The organism is Acetobacter farinalis, from assembly GCF_011516935.1.
In the GTDB taxonomy this organism is placed as follows: Bacteria; Pseudomonadota; Alphaproteobacteria; order Acetobacterales; family Acetobacteraceae; genus Acetobacter; species Acetobacter farinalis.
The window spans coordinates 1-22,462 of sequence record NZ_WOTF01000019.1 but is presented as its reverse complement, the minus strand read 5'-3'; the positions used below and the strand labels follow the sequence as shown (position 1 = coordinate 22,462).

General features: G+C 56.3%; 15 protein-coding genes. 9 read left to right on the top strand and 6 right to left on the bottom strand.

The features are described 5' to 3' along the window. Positions 1–108 precede the first annotated feature (108 nt). Positions 109–1,920, bottom strand: a complete 1,812-nt coding sequence (locus GOB82_RS11145; protein ID WP_265794486.1) for a DUF885 domain-containing protein — start codon at positions 1,918–1,920, stop codon at positions 109–111. Positions 1,921–2,209: 289 nt separating this feature from the next. Here GOB82_RS11145 and GOB82_RS11140 point away from each other — a divergent pair, with 289 nt between their 5' ends. Together GOB82_RS11140 and GOB82_RS11135 are read left to right on the top strand one after the other, a co-directional pair. Further along, entirely contained in the window at positions 2,210–3,445 is a 1,236-nt protein-coding gene (locus GOB82_RS11140; RefSeq protein ID WP_166123078.1) for an MFS transporter, read from the top strand. Positions 3,446–3,706: 261 nt separating this feature from the next. Continuing rightward, complete coding sequence (locus tag GOB82_RS11135; RefSeq protein ID WP_166123076.1) at positions 3,707–6,118, top strand: TonB-dependent receptor domain-containing protein; 2,412 nt, start codon at positions 3,707–3,709, stop codon at positions 6,116–6,118. A gap of 53 nt (positions 6,119–6,171) precedes the next feature. Here the strand turns inward: GOB82_RS11135 and GOB82_RS11130 are convergent, their stop codons facing one another. Together GOB82_RS11130 and GOB82_RS11125 are read right to left on the bottom strand one after the other, a co-directional pair. Next, positions 6,172–7,362 (bottom strand): acetate/propionate family kinase, encoded by a 1,191-nt coding sequence (locus GOB82_RS11130; RefSeq protein WP_166123074.1) that lies wholly within the window; start codon positions 7,360–7,362, stop codon positions 6,172–6,174. A 103-nt stretch (positions 7,363–7,465) separates the two neighbouring features. Further along, complete coding sequence (locus tag GOB82_RS11125) at positions 7,466–8,482, bottom strand: bifunctional enoyl-CoA hydratase/phosphate acetyltransferase (RefSeq protein WP_166123072.1); 1,017 nt, start codon at positions 8,480–8,482, stop codon at positions 7,466–7,468. A 294-nt stretch (positions 8,483–8,776) separates the two neighbouring features. On the opposite strand from GOB82_RS11125, the gene GOB82_RS11120 reads away from it, so the two are divergent. Then, a complete protein-coding gene (locus GOB82_RS11120) occupies positions 8,777–9,415 on the top strand; it encodes a TetR/AcrR family transcriptional regulator (RefSeq protein ID WP_242007367.1) in 639 nt (212 codons plus the stop codon). A gap of 656 nt (positions 9,416–10,071) precedes the next feature. On the opposite strand, the gene GOB82_RS11115 is transcribed toward GOB82_RS11120, so the two are convergent. Further along, the gene (locus GOB82_RS11115) at positions 10,072–10,710 is read right to left on the bottom strand and encodes an SCO family protein (RefSeq protein ID WP_166123068.1); all 639 of its coding nucleotides are present in this window, start codon (positions 10,708–10,710) and stop codon (positions 10,072–10,074) included. 655 nt (positions 10,711–11,365) lie between these two features. Between GOB82_RS11115 and GOB82_RS11110 the strand changes: the two genes are divergently transcribed. The 5 genes from GOB82_RS11110 (at position 11,366) to GOB82_RS11090 (ending at position 19,453) form a co-directional block, all read left to right on the top strand. Beyond that, entirely contained in the window at positions 11,366–13,546 is a 2,181-nt protein-coding gene (locus tag GOB82_RS11110) for a TonB-dependent siderophore receptor (RefSeq protein ID WP_166123066.1), read from the top strand. Positions 13,547–13,701: 155 nt separating this feature from the next. Further along, positions 13,702–14,553, top strand: a complete 852-nt coding sequence (locus tag GOB82_RS11105; protein ID WP_166123064.1) for a DJ-1/PfpI family protein — start codon at positions 13,702–13,704, stop codon at positions 14,551–14,553. Between the two features lie 625 nt (positions 14,554–15,178). Then, positions 15,179–16,570, top strand: a complete 1,392-nt coding sequence (locus GOB82_RS11100) for an NAD-dependent succinate-semialdehyde dehydrogenase (RefSeq protein ID WP_166123062.1) — start codon at positions 15,179–15,181, stop codon at positions 16,568–16,570. A gap of 366 nt (positions 16,571–16,936) precedes the next feature. Further along, positions 16,937–17,467 (top strand): acetate uptake transporter, encoded by a 531-nt coding sequence (locus GOB82_RS11095; RefSeq protein WP_166123060.1) that lies wholly within the window; start codon positions 16,937–16,939, stop codon positions 17,465–17,467. A 333-nt stretch (positions 17,468–17,800) separates the two neighbouring features. Continuing rightward, complete coding sequence (locus tag GOB82_RS11090; RefSeq protein ID WP_166123058.1) at positions 17,801–19,453, top strand: phospholipase C; 1,653 nt, start codon at positions 17,801–17,803, stop codon at positions 19,451–19,453. A gap of 331 nt (positions 19,454–19,784) precedes the next feature. On the opposite strand, the gene GOB82_RS11085 is transcribed toward GOB82_RS11090, so the two are convergent. Both GOB82_RS11085 and GOB82_RS11080 read right to left on the bottom strand, forming a co-directional pair. Next, positions 19,785–20,360: an NADPH-dependent FMN reductase gene (locus tag GOB82_RS11085; protein ID WP_166123056.1), complete on the bottom strand. Its 576-nt coding sequence runs from the start codon at positions 20,358–20,360 to the stop codon at positions 19,785–19,787. A 240-nt stretch (positions 20,361–20,600) separates the two neighbouring features. Next, positions 20,601–21,470, bottom strand: coding sequence for a pirin family protein (locus GOB82_RS11080; RefSeq protein ID WP_166123054.1), 870 nt, complete (start codon positions 21,468–21,470; stop codon positions 20,601–20,603). A gap of 116 nt (positions 21,471–21,586) precedes the next feature. Here GOB82_RS11080 and GOB82_RS11075 point away from each other — a divergent pair, with 116 nt between their 5' ends. Beyond that, positions 21,587–22,399, top strand: a complete 813-nt coding sequence (locus GOB82_RS11075; RefSeq protein ID WP_166123052.1) for a LysR substrate-binding domain-containing protein — start codon at positions 21,587–21,589, stop codon at positions 22,397–22,399. Positions 22,400–22,462: the final 63 nt, after the last annotated feature.

Sequence of the window (22,462 nt, the reverse complement as noted above, 5' to 3'; positions counted from 1 at the left end):
CAATCTAGGGAGCAGAAGGGGGCGAGGCCAGAAAATTTTTTCTGCCCCGGCAGGATATAACCCCGTGCCGGACCAGAAAATCGAAGCCAGAAGGCAGTATGGCCCTGCTCAGGATGCCTTGACTTTGGCAATCCAGCGCTGAACCAGATCAGACATCAGGTCCAGCGGCATGGCGCCATTGCCCAGAATGACATCATGAAACGCCTTGATATCAAACTTGCTGCCAAGTTCGGTTTTCGCCTGTTCGCGGAGCTTCAGAATGGTCTGCTGGCCCAGCATGTAGCCCAGCGCCTGCCCCGGCCAGGCAACATACCGGTCTGTTTCCGCCTGCATGTCCGGCTCACTGGTGGGCGGATGCGCGTGGAAGAAATCGCTCATCTGCTGGCGTGTCCAGTGCTTGTAATGCACGCCGGTATCCAGAACCAGACGGTCCGCCCGCAGCAAGGCCCCATTCAGGCGACCATAATCGCTGTAGAGATCCTGATAAAACCCCAGTTCTTTCCCCAGACCTTCCGCATACAGCGCCCATCCTTCCACGTAGGAATTATACGCACCCTGCTGGCGGAACGCTGGCAAGGGCATGTCCTGCGCCAGAGAAATCTGGAAATGGTGGCCCGGCACGCCTTCGTGATAGGCTGTATCTTCAATCGTATACAGGTCACGTTTCGCATAATCACCCGTATTGACGAACACAATACCCGGACGAGAACCATCCGGTGTGCCCTGATGATACTCCGCGCCGGGTGCATCGGTCTCGCGGTATGCCTCGACAGACCGTACTTCCAGCTTTGTCTTGGGAATTTTGTTGAAGATACGCGGCAATGCCGGCCACATCTGGGCGATATCTGCACGATATTTCTCCAGAATCTGCTCCCGGGACGTGGCGTAGAGCTTCGGGTCATGCTCTACAGAAGCACGCAGGGCTGCCAGATCTGCAAAACCCAGCTTGTGCGCAATCTCCGTCATCTGCCCTTCAATCAGACTGACCTGCTTCAGGCCAAGCTGATGAATCTCTTCCGGGGTCATGGAGCTGGTTGTCTGCGCCCGGATATCATACCGGTAGAGGGCATCTCCGTTTGGCAGGGACCACACACCTTCATGCACGCGGCCATGCGGGGCATAGTCTGTTTTCACAAACTGCGCGAACTGCACAAACGCCGGACGAACTTCCGTATCCACCGCCTTCAGGATTTCCTGCCGCAGCCGCACCTGCTGCGCGTGCGAAATCCCTTTGGGAAAGTGTTCCACCGGCTGGCCGAAAACATTCCTGATCCCGGCCGGTTCCGCAACCTGCTGCAACTGCGTAACCACTTTTTTAAGCAGATAGCGCGGCGGCACCAGCCCATCCTTCATGCCCTGCTGCGCCAGCGCTTTCAGCTGTGCCAGCACCGCAGGCAGGGCATGCAGCCGGTCCAGATAATCCTGATACTGCGCAGCCGTATCAAACGGAATGGACGAGACAAAGCCGGGCAGCATCAGCTGCACACCCTGCACCTGATCAATCGGCATTTCATAGGTTTTGAGTCTGATCCCTTCCAGCTTGTCCTGAAGCTGGCGGATCATCATCGCGCGGCTGATCTGCTCCTGCTCATTCAGTGCTGCGGGATCAACCGCTTCAAAACGCTTGAGGAACCATGCTGTGGTCACCTTATCTCGCGCGATCTGTTCGGGAGAATAATCGGTCCAGAGTTTATTGTACCGGTAATCCCCAATGGTTGTGGCAAGCTCGGGCGCGTTCCGAAGCTGATACTGCCACTCCTCATCCAGAAGGGCCGCAAACGCAGCGTTCCCCGCCACGGAAGCTGATTGCTTCTGCGCCCCCACGCCTGAACCGGAAGCCGCCAGCGCCGTGCCGCCAGCCAGCACGCTGGCCAGTGTCAGAGCTGCCAGACTGTATGCCAGCTTATATTTTGGAACCACGCTCTTAATCCTCCAGAAAAATCCTTCTTCATGCCGCAATAGCAACGTTCCACCGCACATGCCATATACTGATGCCTCACAGACCAAGGCCAACCACACAGAAACCCGAAGGCGGAACACAAATAAACTTTCCCTCCGGCCCTCCATTCCCGTATTGACCGGCAAAGCCACTCTGCGCGTGTTCCTGAGGAAAAAGATTTTTCTGCCGTGAACGCTTCTGCCACCATGGTAACCGCCGCTGAGACCGCGCACCAAAAGTGACCTGAACGCCTTTTAGCCGAGACCCTGCATGACAACAGAAACTGTGCTGCCCGAAGGCGGTATGACCGTGGTTCCGCCACCGCATGGAAGAACCATTGCCCTCCTGACCCTGACATTCGGCACATTTGTGGTCGGAACGGGTGAGTTTGCCATCATGGGCATGCTCCCGGAATTTGCTCACTCCCTCAATCTCTCTCTGGCCGATGCCGGGTATGCCATTACCGCCTATGCCATGGGCGTGGTGATCGGGGCTCCTCTCATTACCATTCTGGGGGCGCGGCTTTCCCGGCGGGAGCTTCTGCTTGTCCTGCTGCTGATGTTCTGCTTCGGCAATTTTCTGAGTGTTCTCATGCCCTCACCGGGGCTGGTTGTCGTGGCACGTTTCATGACCGGCCTGCCGCATGGTGCGCTGTTTGGCATCTCGGCACTTGTCGCCGCCTCCATGGTGGAACGTGCGCGCAGGGGCTGGGCCGTAGGGCGGGTGCTGTCCGGCATTGCCATTTCCACCTTTATCGGCGCCCCGTTCTCCACCTTCGCGGCAGACCATTTTGGCTGGCGCATTGCCTATCTGATTATCGGGCTGCTGGGCATTCTGACCTTTCTGGGGGTCTGGCGTTACATTCCGGCCGATAAACCCAACCGCTCAAACTCGCCTCTCAAGGAAATTACAGCCCTGGGCAACGCGCAGGTCCTGCTGACGCTCCTGACGGCGGCCATCGGCTTTGGCGGCATGTTCGCCATCTACACCTATCTCACCAGCGTTCTGCAGAACATCACGCACGTGCCGGAATGGCAGACCATGATCTATATGGTCATCTGGGGAGCAGGCATGCTGGTGGGGGCCAATGCCGGGGCATGGCTGGTGGACCGGAACATCAATCTGGCCGTTATTCTGGCTCTGGCGGGAAGCACTGCGGTCATGCTGGCATTTTCCGCCGTGTTGCACAGCCCGGCCGGCCTGATGCTGGATGTCTTCCTGATCCCGACTTTTGTAAATGCTCTCGGCCCGGCGCTTCAGACACGCCTGATGGATTTCGCGGGAGATGCCCAGACCCTTGCGGCCTCTCTCAACCACTCCGCATTCAATATTGCCAACGCGCTGGGAGCCTCCCTCGGCAGTGTGCTGCTGGCGCACCAGTTTGGGTATGGTGCGATCGGAATTGGCAGCGCGCTGCTCTCCACCGGTGGGCTGATGATTTATCTTCTGGCATTTGCTCTCCTGAAAAGAAGCGGCCAGCAGGAAATACGCGGCCCTATTCTCTGAAACCTGTCTTTTACGCATGAAATATAGTCCCTTCCCGCCTGATCTGGCAGGAAGGGAACCCGGCTTTTACATGCATAGGGCGCGCCTTACCGGGTATTCGTTGCAAATCGCGCCTTTTGCGCAACAGTCATGCGTAAAAACCACCTGAAAATGTAACAGAAACATCACACTCCTTCTTGAAGGCTTTGCATATCTGGAGGGTGAACGGTTAAGACACCGCTTCTCATCCATCCGCTTTTGTCCTTCGGAGTGCTGACCGCAGTGCGCACCAAAAACCTGCTTTTGTCCTCAATCGCGCTGTTCGCCATGGAACGCCCTGCTCTGGCCGCCGCAACCACTGCTCCGCACAGGCATACGCCGCGGCATGCCCAGCCGGTTGCCTCACGCAAGCCGGCACTCCAGGCTGCTCCGAAAGAGAAGGTCCAACCGCCGGTAAGGCACCACAGCAAACCGGCTGATCTGGAATCGCGCGATACGGAGAGCGTGTCTGTCACGGCACGGCAGCTCACAGGGCGTGATGCCGAGCAGGCGATTTCCAAAGCCGTCATGCGCCAGTATGTGCCGGGCACCAGCCCGTATAAAATGCTGGACCGCCTGCCGGGTGTCAGCTTCTCCTCCACGGACCCGTTCGGCATCGACAGTTTTGGCGCCAATCTCTACGTCCGCGGGTTTTTCATGAACCAGCTTGGCGTAACGGTGGATGGCGTGCCCCTGAATGACCAGACCTACCAGTCTGTCAGCGGGATGAGCCTGGCCTCCTCCATTATTCCGGATGATATCCAGTCTGTGCGCATGTCTCAGGGCGCCGGGTCTGTTGAACTCCCCTCCACCAACACACTGGGGGGCACCATTCAGATCGGCTCATCCGATCCTTCCGAAAAACGTGGCGGCAAGATCAGCCAGTCCTTCGGCAGTTATAATTCCTATCGCACCTATGTGCGGCTGGATTCCGGCAAGCTGAACGATACCGGCACACGCTTCTACACCTCTTACGCCCGCACGGATGAAGGCATGTGGATGGGCCGGGGTGACCAGTTCATGCAGCAGGTGGACGCCAAACTGGTGCAGCCCATTGGCCACCGCAGCCGCATGTCCGCTTTCTTCAACTGGTCCAGCCTGGCACAGTGGAACTACCCGGATACCTCTATCGGCATTCTGCAGAATCTCGGCTGGCGCACACCGCATTTATACCCGAACTACGCACAGGCTTACGGGATTGCGAACGGCACCCTGCCTGTTCCGCCGGGTTACAACAACGTGCCGGGCATCAATGGCACGGATATCGCCATGTATGACGGCGGTCAGGCTGAAACCAATTTTATGGGCGGCCTGCATTTTGATCTTGCCCTGACAGACCGCCTGACATGGAACACCACGTTGTATGGCCACAGCCAGACCGGGTATTACAGCTATACGGATTCAGAAGACCCCTCCCCCAACGGTGCCCCGTTCTCTGAAGAAGTCTGGCAGAACCGGCAGGAGCGCTACGGTCTGGACACCAGCCTGCGCTATAAGTGGGGCCGCCACACGATTGAAGGCGGTGTCTGGTATGAAAACAACAACCAGCAGGCAGGCCTTTTCAACTACCAGCAGCCCACTCTGGGCGAAGGTCCGGCTCTGAAGGCCGTTGGTCCCTTTGATGTGTATGGCAGGGCCTTCCAGGAGGGCTACAACTTCCAGTGGACCACCAATGTCATGCAGTTTCACCTGCAGGACAGCATCCAGCTGACACCCGGTCTGGTGCTTCATGCAGGCTTCAAGTCCATGGTGGCCACCACAGCCGGTGGCGCGAACTATAACAATGCCGACTGGACGGGCGCTGACGCCCTGCCCAACGGCTCCCTGACCGCCTCTCAGGCGTTCCTGCCGCACATCAATCTGGACTGGCACCTCAACGACCACCACGAGTTCTATGTGGACGTTGCAGAGAACATGCGCGCCTATGAAGTCTCGGCTTATGGCGTGGCCAACTCCATCTACTCCGTGCAGGATCAGGCCACCTTCCAGGCCCAGAAAAAGACGCTGGAACCCTCCAAGGCATGGGTTTATCTGGGTGGCTACCGCTATACTTCCCGATACCTTCAGGCGAATGCGACCATCTACCATGCCAGCCTGATCCACCAGCTTCTGGCAGCGGCTGTCGGCTCCCTGACCAACCCGGTCTCTCAGGTGATTGATTTCGGGCACATCTCCATGACAGGCGCAAACGGGGCCATCACCCTCACGCCCATTCCCGGCCTGAACTTTACGAACACCCTGAGCTACAACAAGGGAACCTATGACCGGAATGTTGATACGGTTGGCGGTTATTACGCGCTTTCAGGCAAGAATATCGTCAACTATCCGGCATGGATGTATAAAACAGCTCTTTCCTATACTTGGAAAGGCATGACGGCGCATTTCGATGCGAACTATTTCGGCCGCCGTTACTACAGCTTCATGAATGATACGTCTGTTGCGGGATACTGGGTGGCCAATGCAGGTCTTGAATATCGCTTTGGTGACGTGAGTGTCCTGAAAAACGTCACAGCCAGCTTCAATGTTTATAACCTGTTCAACAACAAATATATCTCCATGATGGGCCAGAACGATAACCCCGCACTGGGAGATTATCAGTCCATGGAACGCGGGGCCGTGCGTGAATTCTTCGGCACCGTCAGCACCTCGTTCTGATCAACCGAGAGGGCACTTGATCCTTCAAGGATGAAGCGCTCTCTCCCCTGATTTCAGAGAAACTTCAGAACACTCATATAAATTTCGCGCTCTTCATCCGTTGGTTCAACCCGTACTCGCACGCGGCTGTCGGATGTGCTGATAACGGGGGCATGGCGCTGGTTGGCGGCGTCATCCAGTGTAACTCCTGCCCAGCCCAGGGCCTGACAGAGATCATGACGCAGAGCTGCATCATGCTCACCAATCCCGGCGGTAAACACCAGCCCATCCAGACCGCCCATAACAGCCGTCAGCGCCCCGATTTCCTGAAGAAGACGATACACAAACAGGTCCAGCGCTTCAGTAATCCGCACGCTGCCGGGGGCTTGCGGGTCTTTGGCCCGCATCTCCCGCAAGACCCGCATATCAGCAGACACGCCAGACACACCACGCAGACCGGACTCATGATAAAGTGTCTGCACCAGCGCGGACCAGTCCGCCTGCTCCTCCTGCACCATATACAGTAAAACGCCCGGATCAATCGCGCCACAGCGCGTTCCCATCATCAACCCATCCAGCGCTGAAAATCCCATTGTTGTTTCAAGGCTTTTCCCGTTTTTCAGGGCGCACAGACTGGCCCCGCTCCCCAGATGTGCAATAATGGTCCGCCCTGCGGCAAGAGCCGGGTCAATCAGGGCCAGCCTCTGTGCGATATAGCTGTAGGAAATGCCGTGAAACCCATAACGCACCACGCCCTGCGCCTCATACCGGCGCGGCAGAGGCAGAAGCCGCGCCACCTTGGGGATGGTCTTGTGAAACGTTGTGTCAAAACACGCAATCTGCACCAGATCAGGCAGCTTCTGCGCAATGGCTTTCACCGGAGCCAGCGTGGCTTGCTGATGCAACGGGTCAAACGGGGTCAGGCGCTCCAGCCTGTCGAGCACCTCCGGGGTTATGCGAACCGGCTCCAGAAACTCCGCACCGCCATGCACAATCCGGTGCCCTACGGCAACCAGCCGCCCCTTTTGTGAAAACTGTTCCAGCCAGCGGAACAGGTGGTCAAAAATATCAAACCCGGTATCAGACCACCCCTCCTCCGCCAGAACAGCGCCATCCTGATCTCTGGCATGGAACCGCGCGCCGTTCTGGTTCTGCTCGATTTCCCCTTTGATCAACACCGCTGCACTCTGGCTGTCTGCCGCATCGTAAACGGTGAATTTCAGACTGGAAGACCCACTGTTAAAAACGATAATGACATCCTGCATCCATCAGGCCCTTTCTGTGGCTCTTCTGCTGTATCTCTTCACACAGGGTGCGGCTGGCGCAGAGCGCGGCCCCTGATGATCAGCGCGGAGTGGCTCCCTTTCGTCACGCGGATATGCCCTGCCCCTGTAAATGGTGCGCATAGAGTGCCCCCACGGCAATCGAGACCAGACGCGCCTGCGCACTCTCCGCCCGGCTACTGAGCAGCACCGGCACACGCGCCCCCAGAACCACCCCGGCAGAGTCCGCCCCGGCCAGAAAAATCATGTTCTTGGCCAGCATGTTGCCAGCCTCCAGGTCCGGCACCACCAGAATTTGCGCACGCCCCGCCACGGGGGAGACAATGCCCTTGATCCGGGCGGCCTCCGCACTCACGGCATTGTCCATAGCCAGAGGGCCATCCAGAATACCCCCCTCAATCTGCCCGCGCTCCGCCATTTTACACAGGGCCGCGGCATCCACCGTTCCCGGTATTTTGGGGGTTACGGTCTCCACGGCAGAGAGCAGCGCCACACGCGGTTCCCCCAGCCCGAGGCCCCGGTGCAGATCAATGGCGTTCTGCACAATATCCCGCTTCACCATGAGATCAGGCGCGATATTGATGGCGGCATCCGTCACAAAAATCAGATCCTCATAAGACGGCACAGCCAGCAGAAAAACATGGCTCACCCGTCTGGTGGTGTGCAACCCGCTCTCTGGTGAGACAACAGTCCGCATCAACACATCTGTATGCAGGCTGCCTTTCATCAGCGCATACGCCTGCCCGGCCTTGACCAGAGCCACACCTTCCGCCGCGGCCTCCCCGGGTGTTGCGCATTCCACGAAAGCCGTCTCACCCAGGTCAATCCCGCAACCCTGCGCGACTTCGGTTATGCGTGCGCGCGGGCCGATCAGAACAGGTTCAACCAACCCCTGTTGTGCCGCCTCCATCACGCCCTCCAGCGCTGGCTGCTCACACGGCCAGACCACGCCCACCCTCACCCGGCCGGGAAGCTGTCTGGCCCGCTCAATCAGATTTTCAAACGCCCGATGGCTTTTTGATGCCGCAGCCCCCGGCATATCGGCAATATCATGCATGTAGCGCTGCGGTGCAGAACCCTGCCCGGCGGGAGAAGTCGCCATAGTCTGGTTTTCCTGTTGGAACATCTGAACACTTGGCCCGAAAGCCGGGCTGGAAGAAAAAATGCGCTGCCCCCGCCTGACTGGGGCGGGTACAGAGGAGACTTGCTTTCCGTATCGCCTTGGAACCCAAAGCTTGTTCTCCAACATGGCCGCACACAGCCTTAGCCCCAGCCTGAAGAAGACATGAATGGAGCCAAAAAAGAGTTGAACACACCAAAACAGCCCTCTTCTCAGGATACGCCCTCTGAAGCCTCTGTCAAAAGAAAGGCTTACCGGACTTCCCAAAAGAGAGAAATGACAAGAGCCAGCAAGGAAGAGGCTTTTGAAACTGCGGCATGGGAGGTGTTTTCAACCATCGGGATGGATGCCGCAACCGTGCGGGACATTGTCTCCCTGAGCAGGGTTTCACCCGGAAGCATCTATAATTATTATAAAACCAAAGAAAAGATATTCGATATCCTTCTGGTAAAGGTCATCGAACGCAATAAAAACATGGTCCGGCAGTCCCACTGCCCGCCAGATACTCTGGAAAGCATGCTGACAAAAAGCTTTCAGGCTGTTCTGCGTGCACTCAGCACCCTCAAGGGTGCTGCCCGCTTTTTTGAGATCAACCAGCACCATATCCGTGCCCGTCTGTTCACCATGAACGAAACGCGGGACATGCTGGAAAACCTGAAGCAGGATATTCTGGCCTCCCTGCCCCGGAACAGCCTCACGCCAGACCGGCTGGATTTCATTGCCGCCACCCTGCTGACAATCGGGCTGGAATCCTTTCTCTACATGGCCCGCGACCCGCTCCTGAATGTTGATGAAACAGCCCGGCTTTCAGGAGCCATGGCCGCCGGGAATGTCAGGGGTGCCATGGCCTTCCTGTGCGCGGCACAGCCTGCGGAAGCAAGAAAAGCCTCAAGGCCGCACAGCCCTGAAATCTGACCTGACAGACTACCCGGCCTGACAGACCACCTTGACCCAACAGAACGCTGGCATCTGATATCTGGCATCTGGCCATCTCTCCCGGCCTGCGCTAACAAATGCGCATGAGAATGTCGTTTCAACGCACTGGATTTCAGGTGGTCTTCTGGCCACTGGTTCTGCTGGCGCTTCTGGTACGGCTTTCTTTAGGCAGCGTTGCCCTCCCATCCGCTGTTTTTAATGATCCTGTTCAGCACCTGAACAGACTTTCCATTCTCTGTGACACCCCCGCTCCATCGCCCGACAGGACACCGCACCACCATTCCGGTGAGAGTCAGGATGAGTGCTTCGTTCTGTCCGATGCTCTGGAACTTCCGGTTCTGGCCGGAGCAGTCGCTTTATCGGGTGTGCTATTTCAGGCATCCGCGCACGGGGTGTGGTTTTATCCTCCCACACGTGCGCCGCCCTTGGGCGAGCGATCGTCCTTATGCCCTCAGGGGCCACCTCTGTGATCTGACACGTAAAGCCGCCTGTACGTAAAAACGTATGGGCTTTTGTGCGTTTTACCCAGGCCACAGCTTATGCACATCATGCTTTGTGCCGGCCACCGGGCTTCCGGTGCCGCGGCGCGTGCTCCTATGCCGCGTCCCGCGACCATGCAGACAGACCTGATGCCGTCAGGTCCGATGCAGGATACGCGTCAGTTCGACTGCCATCTGCTCAGCACTGTCATCAACCGGGATCATGCCCGCAAGATGGTTCTGACCATCCATGACATACAGCACCGACGTATGGTCAATCAGGTACCCGGAGGGTGTCACGGCATCTTTGCGCACCGTGACATGAAAGGCATCAAGAACCTCCTTGAGCTGGGCCTGCGTTCCGGTCAGACCAACAATACGCGGAGAAAACCGGGTAACGTACTGCTCAATCACGGCAGACGTATCCCGATCCGGGTCGACCGAGACAAAAATCGGCACAACCCCGTTCGCAGGCGGCCCCAGCCTGTCCAAAGCCGCGGAAAGGGTTGCCAGCGCCAGCGGGCACACATCTATACAGTGCGTGTAGCCGAAGTAGAAAACCGTGTAGCGCCCCTGAAAATCAGCCTGCGTGACACGATGCCCCTCGCAGTCGGACAACGCATACGGGCCACCCACCTCTGCATGGTGCTGCGCTGTCAGCAACATGCGAAACCCGCCAGCCCCGAGCAGGAGAGCCGCCGTTACCAGCCCAATGAGCATGATGGCTTTCATATCATGCCGGGCAGAGGGTTTGGCCTGAGGGGACCGGGCTTTTTTGCGGGGGGAATGCTTCATGCCTTCATCATACCGCGAAACCGAGCCATCTGTAGAGCCTTCTGCGTGACGCCCTGCATGTCCGGCGGCGTATTCGGGCAAAGTGCCTGAGCAATGAGCCTTTTCTTCCCGCTATTCCGCCCCTACGCAGTGGCTACCAGAGCTTTTCATACGCTGGAAACAGGCAGACTGGCTCTCCAGAGCGTGATGATGATCGTAGTCATCACGTTTCTTGCGCAGCTTGGGTTACAAAGCCGCGCCCTGCCGGGAGAGATGGCGGGAACAACGTTTGAACGTGTGACGGGCCTGCACCTCCAACCCATGCCGCATTGCGCAATGGAAGAGATGCCGCCACACGCAGGCCAGACGCCCCCACCCCCTTCACAAAACTCGCAGCACCCTCACCCTGAGTCATGCTGCTTCCTGTGCCCCCTCCTGCACCTTCAGGGCATGGTCCAACTGACCCACCTCGGGCCGTTCATCAGCAGGGTTACGATTACCTTCCTATCCTATCGCCCATCCCAGCCCCGCGCCCCACCTGCGGCACCTCAGCTCCTGCGTCCGCCCGCAAGAGGCCCTCCACACTCCCCTTGAGTCCTTCAGGCCGAGCCGCCGCCGAATTCCGCTCTGGAACCACCGGTGCTGCTTTTCTTCAGTTTTTCTCAAGGGTCTTCTTATGTCAGAGTATCCCAACACACCGCTTCAGTGCGCACACGTCTCACTGCGTGCCCTTCTTGTTTCCTGTGCTTTTGCCGCAAGCCCCGCATGGGGGCAGACAGTGCAGGGCCAACCGGCAGCACCACAGGGCACCGCTGCGTCGAAACAGAAAGACCAAGGCTCCCATGGAGCCGCACAGAGCTCGTTTCTTACAGTCAACGGAAAGCGCCAGACGGCAGCAGCTTACCGCGCCTCCAGCAGTGTTACGGCCCTCAAAATTCCGGCCCCCATCCAAAAAACACCCGTATCAATACAGGTTGTCACGCAGGCTCTCATACAGGACCGTGGTGTTCTGAGCATCAATCAGGCCATCGAGACAGTCAGCGGGGTTAAACGTAACCTGACGTTCCCCAACTCCCTGACATTTCGTATCCGCGGGTTTGCTGACTCCTCCACCACATTGCGTGACGGCTTTCGGGAGCAGACAGGCACACAGGATATTCAGGGCGTGAACACAATCGAGGTTCTGAAAGGGCCTGCCTCCGTTCTCTACGGCGGTTCAACCTCTTCGGGCGGAACGGTGAACGTCACAACAAAGCGGGCAGTGGCTGATACTTTCCTGCATACCGGTCTTTCAGGAGGAAGTTTCGGTCTGTTCCGGGGCACTGTTGACGGAAACAGGGACCTCTCCGGTCATGGCACTTTTCTCGGGCGCATCAATTTCGCATATCAGCGTGACGATACATTTCGTAACTTTGGCTCCAATGAAAGCACATACATTGCCCCCACCTTTCATTGGCACCCCACGCAGCGAGACAGTATTGACGTTTTTTCCTCCTACCAGCTTTCAAACTATACATGGGGTGCCTCTCAAACACCGCTGGTCCGCAAGGCGCTGGCCATGCCGCTCTCTTATAATTTTGATAACCAGACACTGGGCGCATCACACCAGAAGTCATGGCGCCTGGGGTATAACTGGGTTCATGAATTTTCTTCATCTTTTCGATTTCGGTCCGGCTTTGCCAGTTCCATCACCAACTATAATTTCGGCTCTGATCGCCTCAGCACGCTGAGCCTCTCCAGCAATGGCAGAACACTCGCCCGCGCTGTCTCCAGTGGACCACAAATGGGGAAAGATTTTGATCTTCAGAATGAATTTTCAGGGCATTTTGGAACAGGTCCGATCCGGCATGACTGGCTCGCCGGGAGCGAGTTGTACCAGACCGATTACAGCGCCAAAACATGGACCGCATCTCTGCCTCCCCTGATCCTTGCAGCCCCCTCCTACACCGCCGTGCCGGGAACAGCGCACCTGCGCTCCAATATTGCAACTCAGGCCAATGCGGCATCGGTTTACTTTCAGGACTATATGACCCTCTTCAACCGGCTCTATCTTCTGGGTGGCGGGCGATACGATGTTACGGCAACATCCTCCGCAAACAAACGCGGAGGATCTGAGTCTTCTTTTTCAAAAAACAGATTTTCACCAAGACTTGGCATTCTCTATGCGCCGCTTAAAGCAACATCCGTCTATTTCAACTGGTCAACCAGCTTTCTGCCAACATCCACCTCATCATATCGAGGCACCCCTCTCGCTCCCAGCCTCTCGCGGCAGATCGAAGCCGGTATCAAACAGCAGCTCTTCCATAATCGCCTTCAGGCAACTGTTGCTGTTTACGATATCCATCGCTCCAATGTCGCAACAACAGACCCCGCGCATCCGCTTTATTCCATTGCGGTCGGCCAGCAACGGAGCCGGGGCGTTGAAGCGGATGTCAGCGGCGAAATCCTGCCCGGCTGGAAAGCTGTGCTGAGTTACGCCTATACATTTGCCACTGTAACGCGGGATAACACCTATCCTGTCGGGAGCATTCTGGCTGGTGTTGCCAAACATACCGGAAATATCTGGACAACCTATGAATTTGACACTCACTCGACACTGCGCGGCCTTGGCGTGGGGTTTGGCCTGAGGGCAGCAACACGCCGCGAGGCAACACTCCCCAACAGTTTTTATCTCCCCGGATATTTTCGGGTGGATACAGCGCTCTGGTACCGGCTGACGCTAAAAGGACGGCCGCTGCGCGCCCAACTCACCCTGAACAATCTCACCAATGCCCGCATTTATGACACCAACGGCACGTTCTCCATGCGCGCTGAAGCCCCTCGCTCAGCCCTTGGATCAGTACAGATCGATTTCTGATGCCACACTCCACACACAGGACTGACAAAACCGGTTCAGCCGTTTTTGTGAAACTCATCCCTCAGGAACGTACGCTCATGCCACAAAACACACACAGAACAGACAAGCCCGGCTCTGCCGTTTTCGCAAAAATCATTCATCAGGAGAGCGCATCCATGTCACACGAAACTCAGTCCCCCTCAGCATCAGTTTTCCGACGCCGCGACCTTGCAGCCCTGACACTCGCTGCCCTTGCAGCCAAAACCCTCCCCGCGCATGCCCAGACACCCGAGACCGAGGCCGAACACGAAAAACACATGCGGAGCATGCAGCCCTCAGGGCCACCGTTAAAAATTGCGATGCTGGTTTATGCCGATATGGTTCTGCAGGATCTGGTCGGCCCACAGACAATTTTCAAAATCCTTGGCGCTGAGATCCATCTTGTCGGGATGGATATGACACCTGTCAGAACCGACGTGGGCATTCCTGTCCCCCCTACGGATACACCCGACACCTGCCCACAAACACTGGACGTTCTTTTTGTTCCCGGCGGACTGATGGGTACAATCGCCTGCATGAACAATCAAACTGTTCTCAATTTTCTGAAAAATCGTGCCGCAACATCGCGCTATGTTACCAGTGTGTGCACCGGCAGCCTTATTCTGGCAGCGGCTGGCCTCCTGAAAGGCTATCGGGCGACATCTCACTGGGGCGTGGTTCATCTGCTCCCCGCTCTCGGTGCCATAGAAAGCCACGAGCGCGTTGTGCAGGACCGCAACAGGATAACCGGCGCGGGCGTTACAGCCGGGTTTGATTTCGGCCTCCTTCTTGCCGCGCATCTACGCGGGCAGGCCGCTGCGGAACATGTCCAGCTCATTATTCAATATGCGCCGCAGCCCCCCTTCCATCACGGAGACCCTTCCGAAATCAGCGCTGCGCAAATGGCTGTCGAGCGCCAGCGCCGGAGCTGGATGGACAGTAAAGCCCTTGCCGCAGTTCAGGCTGCCGCGAAACGCCTTGCATCCTGAGGTGCGATCAGCTCGGCCCTGACTGATTTGCAAACAACCCGGCTCTGTTTACGAAACCCTGCAAACAGAGCCGGATAGCCCCAGCCCTCTTCCTCTCCTGCGCACGGCACCGGCCCATGACTGTCCCGATAAAACCTTGAATGGCGCGCCCTCCAGCTACCACAAAATATAACATAATCTCAAAGACTTGGATAAAAAATCGCCCTTCTGAAACCCACCCTCGGAAACAAACAAAAACGACTCGCCTTAAATTTATTACAATAATTTCATCAATATCACAAATATATGATCTCCGCTTCCTTTCCTATTGTTACTGCAAGGAGCCTCAGCGCTTACCAAATATATCCTATAGGCTTTATAAATTTATCTCATCCTGTATTTGTACAAACAACAAAACAATCCTCATTCACCCCCATTCCGCAGAAAGCATTGCCTCCCTCTTTTCTCCCAAGATCAGAGCATCGATCAAATACCCTCTTTCTGGCAGAAAGTGACCAGTCTATATTTCCCCCAGGTTCAAAGGACTGCGGTCATGCGGGGCACTCTCATCTGCTCTTCATATTCACGGAATACGCGTACAGCATCGCTCTCCTTTTCCTGTTTTTGAGTATTTATTGAGGTAAAAATGGCGTACGCGACAACGAACCCCTACACCGAGGAAGTGGTTGCCACCTTCCCGGAGGCGACAGATCAGGACATTCAGACCGCGCTGTCTGAAGCCCATGCTGCCTTCGAAAAATGGCGCGACACGTCTTTCGCTGAACGGGCACGTATCTTGAACGCGGCCGCTGCCATCCTGCGCCGTGACATTGACAAGTATGCTCGTCTGGGCACGCTTGAAATGGGCAAGACATTCGCTGAATCCAAAGCTGAAGTTATTCTTTCGGCTGAAATTCTTGAATATTACGGCAAATACGCGGAAGGCCTTCTGAAGCCGGAAAGCCTGCCCGTTGCAGACCCTGCTGAAGGCAAGGCTGTTCTGGTGCATGAACCGCTCGGGATCGTGTTCGCTGTTGAGCCGTGGAACTTCCCCTTCTATCAGGTGGTGCGCATTATTGCGCCGCAGCTCTCCGCCGGGAATGCCGTGCTGCTGAAGCATGCGTCCAACCTGCCGCAGTGCGCCGCATCCTGCGAAGAGCTGATGCTGGAAGCCGGTCTGCCCAAAGGTCTGTTCCGCAACCTGTATGCAGCACGCTCCCACACCGCCATGATCCTGAACGACCCCCGCGTGTGCGGTGTGGCGCTCACGGGTTCCGAAGGGGCTGGTGCCATTATTGCCGCTGTTGCTGGCCAGGCGCTGAAAAAAGCGACCATGGAACTGGGCGGGGCAGACGCCTTTATCGTTCTGGACGACGCTGACGTTGAAAAAGCCGCCCAGTGGGCTGTTATGGGCCGTCACTGGAACGCCGGTCAGGTGTGTGTCTCCGCAAAGCGGCTGATTGTGGCTGATGCCGTGTATGACCAGTTCCTTGACCTGTACAAAAAGGGCGTTGCGGAACTGAAGGCGGGTGACCCGATGGATCCGTCCACCACGCTGGCCCCGCTTTCTTCCCGCGCTGCGGTGGAAGACCTACACAGACAGGTAGAAGAAGCCGTCAAGCATGGCGCGAAGGTAGAAGTCATCGGGCAGGAAGTTCCTGAAAAGGGCACGTTCTTCCGTCCGCTGCTCATGACCGGTCTGGATGAAAACAATGCAGCCCGCCACTGGGAGTTCTTTGGCCCGGTCACACAGCTTTATCGCGCCAAGGATGAAGCTGACGCCATTCGCATTGCCAATGACTCTCCCTATGGCCTTGGCGGCGCAGTCTTCACGAAGGACGAAGCACGCGGCACCCGCGTTGCTGCAAAAATCCGCACAGGCATGGTGAACATCAACCATCCGCTGATCCCCAAGGCTGACCTGCCCTTCGGTGGTATCGCACGCTCTGGTTTCGGGCGTGAACTGGTTGGCCTTGGCATCAAGGAATTTGTCAACCACAAGCTGATCAACGTCGTCGATATCGACGCTCCGGCCTGATCATCTTTCCGGCGGGCCCTGTTTTCGGGCCTGCCGCCTTCAATGCGCATTTAAAAATATTTTTATACTGTATTTCTATATCATCAGATTTCATGATCCGTTATCATTGATTATCTGAAACCCTCTCATACTTCCACGCCAGAAAATACTCCGTCTCGCCCGGAACACTCTTACCTGAGAGCCTTCTGCCACACGCATCAGGCAGGTATTGTCCACTCCACCCCTCATTCCCGAGCGTCAGCCACAGTCATGACAGGATTGTGAGCAATCTGGAATGTGATCGATCCTGAGAAGTATTTTAATATCTTTCAATATTACGCTGATATAGAATTTTGAACTAACAGAAATAAATATAAGGAATAAATGATGACGGACAAACCACACTCCTATGCCAACCCCGGCCCTCTGGGGCTGATGGGTTTTGGCATGACAACCGTCCTCCTCAACCTGCATAATGCAGGTCTGGTTTCCATAGGCTCAGCCATTCTTGCCATGGGGCTTGTTTTTGGCGGTGCTGCGCAAATTTTCGCGGGACTTCTGGAGTTTGTTAATGGGAATACATTCGGTCTGACAGCCTTTACTTCTTATGGCGCTTTCTGGATTTCTTTTGTTCTTCTTATTGTTCTGCCCCATTTCGGCGTTATCCCGGCATCCTCCCCGGCTCTTATCGGCAGCTATCTGACCATATGGGGTATTTTCACCGCCATTCTTTTTGTCGCAACCCTGAAAGCATCCAAAGAACTACAGGTTGTTTTCGGAACACTTGTCGCTCTCTTCCTGCTTCTTGCCGCAGGCGAGTTCACCGGCCAAAGCATCTTCACGACCATTGCCGGCTATGAAGGGATTGTCTGCGGGTTTTCCGCTATCTACCTCGCGGCGAAAGAACTTTTACAGTAACCTCTTTTTTTCCTGCGATACTCTCACCTGCCCTGCCCCCCTTATCTCGGGGGAGGCCCAAACAGGACCAGGATGCAGGAAACACCCGAATACGCCCGATGCGGCTCTCCTGCTTCGGGCGTATGGCTCTGCATCAGCCTATCTGCTGACGCTCTGTGTTTCAGAATTGTTACGCACCTTCTGAAAACTTCAGTATCTGGGCCCTTTAAATGACATGACGGATATTTAAAGCATATTCCAGCGTGTCACACCCTCTCCATGCGTGGGCACATGCCTGTGATGTGCTATAACGCCGCAGTTGTTCTTTTTAGAATCCTGTGTGCGGAAATGCCCATGTTCAAGACTTTCTGCAGCCTGCTGTGCCTGAGCACATCAATGCTGACACTTGTATCGTCCGCCTGGGCATCCACGCCTGAAGCCGCGACAAAAACGCCCATCAAACATCTGGTGGTGATCTATCAGGAAAATGTCTCCTTTGATCATTACTTCGGCACCTACCCCATAGCCAGCAATCCTCCGGGTGAACCTGCCTTTACCGCCACGGCCAATACCCCGCAGGCGAACACACTGCTCGGCGCTCATTTACTGGACAAAAACCCCAATGCGGGGCCGGATAACGGCAAAAATGCCGCTCTCCCTTTCCGTCTGGACCGGACACAGGCCAGCACAGCCGACCAGAACCACCTCTACACCGCCGAACAGATGGCGTATCACGATGGCCACGCTGACCTGTTCCCCCGCTATACAGGCCGTGGCACATCCGGTGGCACAGGTGCCTTCGCCACCCGCGGGCAGGTTATGGGGTACTTTGACGGCAATACCGTTACGGCTCTCTGGCATTACGCTCAACGCTTTGCCATGAGCGATGCCGCCTATACAGACACGTACGGCCCTTCAACGCCCGGTGCATTGGAAGTTGTTTCAGGCCAGACCAACGGCATGATTCTTGTTGCCACCACGCAGAAGCCCTCCACCAAAGACGCTGCCTCTCCCTACATTGCGGACGGACAGGGCGGCTGGACCATGATCAACGATATTGATCCTGCCGGGGATGTCTGCTCCCTGAAAAACAATCAGGTCATGATGTCCGGCAAAAATATCGGGGACATGCTGAACGCCGCTGGCATTTCCTGGGGCGGCTTCATGGGCGGTTTCAATTTGCAAACGCGGAACAGCAACGGCTCAACCGGCTGCCAGCGTGCCACCTTCTCCTCCGTTGTGCGGGAGAGTATTCCTGACTACATCCCGCACCATAACTGGTTCCAGTATTACGCCAGCACGGCAAACCCCACTCATGCGCGGCCCAGTTCTCTCGCCGCCATTGGTCACACTCTGAGCGCGGATGGAAAAACGCCCGATCCGGCCAATCATGAATATGATCTGTCTGATTTCACCGCTGTTCTTGCGGCTCACCGCCTGCCTGCTGTTTCCTTCATAAAACTTCCCGCCTATCAGGATGCCCACGCAGGCTATTCTGATCCGCTGGATGAACAACAAGGTATCGTAGAACTGGTCAACCTGCTGCAAAAGCAGCCGGAATGGCGCGATACCGCCATTCTCATCGCTTATGATGACTCAGACGGCTGGTATGATCACGCGTTCACACTGCCTCTTCACAGTTCGTTGGATGCGGAAGCAGACCAGTTGAATGGCCCGGGCCGTTGTGGAACAGGCACACCTTTTGCCGGCGTGAAAGGTAAACCCGTCAATGGCCGTTGCGGGCCGGGAACACGGACGCCGTTCATCCTGATCTCACCCTGGGCACGTACCAACGCAATCAGCCATACCCAGATTACCCAAAGCTCCATCACCCGCTTTATTGAAGATAACTGGCTCAACAGCCAGCGCCTCGGTGGTGGTTCGTTCGATGCAGTCGCTCACGACATCAGTGATCTGTTCGACTTCACTGCCCCACCCCGCCTTGCACCCCTTTTCCTTGATCCGGAAACAGGCGAACAACTTTCCGCAAAAACCAAGCTGCAATAACGGATTTCCATCTCAGAAAAGCCTTTGAGCGACACGCCGCGCAACACGCCCGGCTGTCGCCCGCTAAGCGTCTTTCCCTCTCCTCACACGGGGAGCAACACCCCCCGCATGATTATCCTCAGATATAGATAGGCATAATAAGACGTTTTGCGTGAACCTCCGTAAAGAAAACGCGTGAGGTGACAACATCCAGAGACGTCCTGCGCGACCCTTCCGGAGGCCTTGAACCCTATGACGGATCGCGCAGGACCGGCAAGGAAGGCTGCATGAGTGTATCCCTCACCAGCACTCTCCTCTTCCAGTCTGGAAGAGACGCCCTCGACACAACTCCCTACACGCGCGGCGCAACCTTACGTGCCAAGTCCGCCAGTGCTTCAATCTGGCGTGTCAGATATGCACGGGTTTTCTGATCCGTCAGCTCCTGCTTTTCAATATCAAATTTTTCCAGCGCCAGCCCGATCATCACTTCAGGCTTGTTCAGCACCCAGGCATCCAGAAACACCAGAGTTTGCCGCAGATGATACTGCGCACGGGCACCCCCGATCGCACCGGGAGAAACCGTCTGAAGTACCACAGGTTTTCCAGCCAGAGGCTGCAGAGCCACACGAGAAAGCCAGTCGAGCGCATTTTTCAGCACACCCGGTGTGGAATAGTTATATTCGGGTGTCACAATAATCACGCCATCCGCAGCCCTGATCTGCTCCGCCATAGCCAGAACAGGTGCAGGAAAGGCCTGCTCCTGCACATCCTGATCATAATGCGGAAAATCCCCGATCGATCCAAGCGGCGTAATACGCACTCCCTTGGGCGCCAGTTGCGGCAAGGCACGGGCCACCACAGCATTCAGGGAAGCCTTGCGAAGGCTGCCCACAAGAGTAACAAAATGAAGAGATGTATCCTGTGTCATAATTTTTCTCTCTTGCCGCATAGTAATAGACAATGGTGATCATCCGATATGAATGATCCTCTTTCCCGCCCATTCGGCAGGGTTCCGAGATCTTCCAGACAAACTCGGCCTCTTCCGCCACAACGCTCGAGCCTCATTTTTGCGTTGATGCTGCTTCGCCGTTGAAACGATCAAAAAGGTAGTCCTGCCCCTTCCCGCTAACAACCCCACCGCGATAGCGAGAAGGCACAGAACTGGAAATCAGGCACGAATACCGCCAAAACGACCATTCCTGAAATCCTCAATGGCTTGATGAATTTCTTCTTGCGTCGTCATGACAAAGGGGCCGTAACCCGCAATCGGTTCATTCAGCGGCTGGCCTGTCAACACCAGAAAACTGGACTCTCTGGACGCATGCAGCGTGACCTGCCCTCCCTCCAGCCCCAGCAACGCAAACTGTGCGGCACCCAGTTCCTGCGTTCCGTTCAGGATGAGATGCCCTTCAAGGGAGACAATCGCCGTATTATGCCCCTCCGGGAGATCCAGCGTGACCTGCGCTCCCTCATGCAGCACACCATCCCACACGTTCAGTGGCGAAAAAATGCGGGCCGGGCCCTGTGTGCCCTGATAGTCACCGGCAATAATACGCAGGGAACCAGCATTTTTTGCAAAAGAGACTGTCGGGATACTGTCAGAAAGGAGTGTCTGATACGCGGCAGGCACGCCCTTGTCTTTTGCTGGCAGATTGACCCAGAGCTGAACCATCCGGAAGTCACCGCCTGTTTTTGCATAGGCAGGCGAGTGAAATTCTTCGTGCTGTATCCCGTTTCCGGCTGTCATCCACTGCACATCGCCCGGGCCGATAATCCCGCCACCGCCTGAGGAATCCCGGTGTTCCACCTCACCGTCATACACGATGGTGACAGTCTCAAAGCCTTTGTGCGGATGCTCCCCCACGCCGCGGCGGGTGTCAGTTGGTTCAAACTGATGTGGCCCGGCGTAATCCAGCAGCAGAAACGGGCTGAGATGAGCCCCGAAATTACTGTAGGAAAACAGGGAGCGCACAGGGAAACCATCCCCAACCCAGTGCCCACGATCATTCCCATACGTGCCAAGAATTTTCTTCTGCATTGTCTTCACTCCTTCTGAAGAAGGCATCTGCGCCCTTCGCTTGATATACAATATGCTTATCGTTTATCGTCGCATGAAGAGCGCCAGATCGAACATTGCGTTCTACTGGAAGGACGATGAGAGACCTCAACGACTTTAAATATTTTGTGCTGGTCGTAAAACATGGCGGATTTTCAGCGGCTGCACGCGCAACGGGCCTCCAGAAATCGCTCCTCAGCCGCCGCATCCGCCTGCTTGAAGACAGGCTTCACACACGCTTTATCCAGCGTTCCTCCCGTCACTTCAGCGTGACGGAAACCGGGCTCCGGTTCTATGAACACTGCATCGCCATGCTGGCTGAAGCTGATGCCGCCGAGCGCTCTGTCGCCCGGCTTCAGGCAGAACCCTGCGGGCAGGTCCGGCTGAGCTGCCCTGTGGCTCTTCTCACCTTTCAGTTTGGCGCTCTGCTGGCCCGCTTCATGGTGCAATATCCTGCCGTGACCCTCCAGCTTGAAAGCACGAACCGCACCGTAGATGTGCTGAAGGAGGGGCTGGATCTCGCCATTCGTGTCCGGTTCCCGCCCATGGCCCCGTCTGACCTCGTGATGAGAACACTGGATACCAGCACCCAGTGTCTCGTGGCGGCTCCCTCTCTAGTGCCACACCCCCTGACCTCACCGGCTGATCTGCATGGGTTGCCCAGTCTGGACTTCAAAACTCACCCCGGCACACACTGCTGGCAACTGGAAAATCAGGACGGACAAACCGCCACCGTATTCCATGACCCACGCCTGGCAACAGATGACATGGCCGTCCTGCGTGAAGCCGCCCTGATAGGCGGCGGCGTTGTGCAGCTTCCTACCATCATGGTCTGGCAGGATATCGAGGCCGGGCGTCTGGTGCAGGTGGAGGGTTCGAAAAACCCCCTGGTTTTGAGAGCTGCTCTGTGATTCCATTTCCCTTGAGTTGATTGGGGGCATGGATCATGAAGCAGACTGGTTTCTTTGATGTTG

Excerpts from the sequence above, each read along its gene's own strand:
- GOB82_RS11120 (WP_242007367.1), top strand. The coding sequence starts at position 8,777 with ATGACAAGAGCCAGCAAGGAAGAGGCTTTTGAAACTGCGGCATGGGAG.
- GOB82_RS11115 (WP_166123068.1), bottom strand. The coding sequence starts at position 10,710 with ATGAAGCATTCCCCCCGCAAAAAAGCCCGGTCCCCTCAGGCCAAACCC.
- GOB82_RS11140 (WP_166123078.1), top strand. The coding sequence starts at position 2,210 with ATGACAACAGAAACTGTGCTGCCCGAAGGCGGTATGACCGTGGTTCCG.
- GOB82_RS11130 (WP_166123074.1), bottom strand. The coding sequence starts at position 7,362 with ATGCAGGATGTCATTATCGTTTTTAACAGTGGGTCTTCCAGTCTGAAA.
- GOB82_RS11105 (WP_166123064.1), top strand. The coding sequence starts at position 13,702 with ATGTCACACGAAACTCAGTCCCCCTCAGCATCAGTTTTCCGACGCCGC.
- GOB82_RS11090 (WP_166123058.1), top strand. The coding sequence starts at position 17,801 with ATGTTCAAGACTTTCTGCAGCCTGCTGTGCCTGAGCACATCAATGCTG.
- GOB82_RS11095 (WP_166123060.1), top strand. The coding sequence starts at position 16,937 with ATGACGGACAAACCACACTCCTATGCCAACCCCGGCCCTCTGGGGCTG.
- GOB82_RS11080 (WP_166123054.1), bottom strand. The coding sequence starts at position 21,470 with ATGCAGAAGAAAATTCTTGGCACGTATGGGAATGATCGTGGGCACTGG.
- GOB82_RS11125 (WP_166123072.1), bottom strand. The coding sequence starts at position 8,482 with ATGGCGACTTCTCCCGCCGGGCAGGGTTCTGCACCGCAGCGCTACATG.
- GOB82_RS11085 (WP_166123056.1), bottom strand. The coding sequence starts at position 20,360 with ATGACACAGGATACATCTCTTCATTTTGTTACTCTTGTGGGCAGCCTT.
- GOB82_RS11100 (WP_166123062.1), top strand. The coding sequence starts at position 15,179 with ATGGCGTACGCGACAACGAACCCCTACACCGAGGAAGTGGTTGCCACC.
- GOB82_RS11110 (WP_166123066.1), top strand. The coding sequence starts at position 11,366 with ATGTCAGAGTATCCCAACACACCGCTTCAGTGCGCACACGTCTCACTG.
- GOB82_RS11075 (WP_166123052.1), top strand. The coding sequence starts at position 21,587 with ATGAGAGACCTCAACGACTTTAAATATTTTGTGCTGGTCGTAAAACAT.